Annotated in this window: 2 protein-coding genes; both read right to left on the reverse strand. The window is 42.1% G+C overall.

What is annotated here, in order from left to right; genetic code table 11:
* Window positions 1-735 precede the first annotated feature (735 nt).
* Complete coding sequence (locus BP74_RS21570) at window positions 736-1,365, reverse strand: hypothetical protein (RefSeq protein WP_496377628.1); 630 nt, start codon at window positions 1,363-1,365, stop codon at window positions 736-738.
* 53 nt (window positions 1,366-1,418) lie between these two features.
* Entirely contained in the window at window positions 1,419-2,156 is a 738-nt protein-coding gene (locus BP74_RS21575; RefSeq protein WP_496377630.1) for a DUF2711 family protein, read from the reverse strand.
* Window positions 2,157-2,382: the final 226 nt, after the last annotated feature.

The raw sequence follows: 2,382 nt of genomic DNA on the forward strand, positions 1-2,382 counted from the left end.
ACATCCGTCGAGCTATCGCCGTATGCTCTCTTTCGTTACTTAAAATTAAAAAATATGTCTAAATAAATTTGGTTTTTCAGACAGTACCTCGCGGGCGAAGAGATTAGCAGGCTGGTTCAAATTATCTATCTAGTTTAAACGACTGTAGCGGCCGCCAAGGCATGCGTGCTAACATCAAATAAACGATTTCGCATGTGTTGGCGGCTGCGGGTGTCCCTGGCGTGCGTTGGCTAAAAGTTTTGGAGGACAGGCGAAGCGCTTGCGCAAGAATGGCCGACAAATCTTTTCTATGGGTGATCTCTCGTGTCGTTCCGTGCAATAACAAAAGGGTTGTCTTTTGAGTTAGGCCCTTACAGCTTTCAAACAGTTCCGAAATTACTAAGAGCAGATCCTTCCTGCGTCAGGAATACAAACTAGCATTCCTGCAGTTTTCATTCATTCCTTAACAGGGGAAATCTGATGATTGGTAGCGGCTGACATTGATTGCGAAGCTCGGGGAGCTGTGTGAGAGGGCAATGAATGGAGGCTGCGGGTGGTCATGTTGTGCGCGGGTAAAAGTTTTGGAGTGAAGCTCTGTGTGTTGGCATGACAGGGCGGGCGAATAGCGTGGGTAAGAGCAAGCGACAAAGCTTTTGGGGAAGTAGTGGAGTAATGTAGGGAACTCAAACGGTCGCCGGAAATATCGATTCTTCTCTTGATTACATATTCGTCTGCCCATATTGGTTGAAGCCCAGGTTATGCGCCGCTGCCTTTCTGAAGGTGGAGTCGTCGTGGGAACAGCGAATCTTTAGCTATGGCATTGACCTTTTTCACCCAATCAGGATACTTATAATCGACCCGTAAAGTGGAGTCGTTCTCAAGGGTATAAGTAGCGAAATCCCTGTTTGGCTTTGGAGCTTGGGATAAACCATGAGAGGATTCCAGAAAAGACATATCACTTATACAGTCAGGCCGGTATGCCCAGAGAAGTACAATAGTGGAGTCGCTGGTTTTATAAATAAAATGTTCGTACTGACATTGCCCGTGATACCAGATAACTGCATAATTCCTCTTGAAAGTTATCTCACATAGCCAAGGGCTGTTGTCAGAATGATTCGCTGCCCAAGTAATTCCGGCAGTGTCTTTCATAATGTCTTCAACATTTGTAATTCTAATTTCTGGACGCACCTGGGTATCCGAAAACGCAGGAATTTCCGAAGATGGTTCTGCTTTCTTAGGATCGTTTTTACATCCTATCACTGTCATAATTACACAAAGTACAAGAAGCTTCATGTTTTGGATGGTAGGTGGCGCATAACGTTCAAAGCGTTTGTGAAGGAGTGGAAGTCCATCTTCTTTCAGCTTCACTTTTGTTTTGCTGTTCAATTATATTTTGTTGTTCAATTTAGCAATTCAGCCACTCTTTTACAAACGCTCTGTTAGGTGTAGTTTTTCTTACGTTCAGGGCTCGACCAATCAATGACGTTTTCAGTCTGCAACTTGTCTGACCATTCCTGTCTAGTTGTTTCATTACAATAAAAACCTTCCAATTCTGCTTTTTGGATAATACTGTTAACTGCGTCTTTTGAACCCGACAAATAACTGAACCGTTTGTCAAAGTAAGTCGCAAATACAATTTTATCATCTGGCGTTCTCACTGTGGCTGTAGAGAAGAAATCCTGTTCTTCACTAACCAAAATCATTTCAATTTGATGCTGCTTTCTAAGATTGCCTGTGAATTCAAATTCATTCACAGCTGCATAGCCCAATGCTTTTATTGCTGTCATCAGTGGATTAGTTAAACTCGTGGGCAGATAGTCCACTTCAGCGGGAATAATGTTGTTTTTGTCTAACAAGGTCATTAATTTAATCCAACCTTCTCTGTCCGCCGTTCGTCTTTCACAATGCAAATAGGCAAGCAAACGGTCAAGTTCACTGAGGTCATCAAGGGCCGCCTGTTGAATGATTTCTGCCCAAGTAATGTTTTTCGTGCAGGTAATGATTTCTTTTTTGGTTGGCCAATTGCCTGTTTCGAAAGTAATGTTGTAATGAGGCTTTATTTTTAAAAACGGATGCAGAATGACAAATGTAGTCTCGTACTTTTTATAAACACTTCTAATGGTTGGAATGGCAGAATGTTCAATAAGGTCGTCTTGTCTTGGAGTTGGATGAACCATCTGTTTAAAATTTCGCCTAACGGTTAACGGCTTGCCGAAGTACGGGAATTTCTTGTTCGTCAGCCTAGCCTTTGTTCTAAAGATAAATAGAATTACTATTGCTCAATTCTTATCCGTCTGCCCGTATTTTGGCAAGCATTCATGTAAAAGAGTAGCTTACCCTTCTAAAATTCGGAGGTAAGTTATGAAACAACTCTTTATTGGTTTAGACGTCCACAAAAAAACT

This window comes from Flavisolibacter ginsengiterrae DSM 18136 (assembly GCF_059568575.1).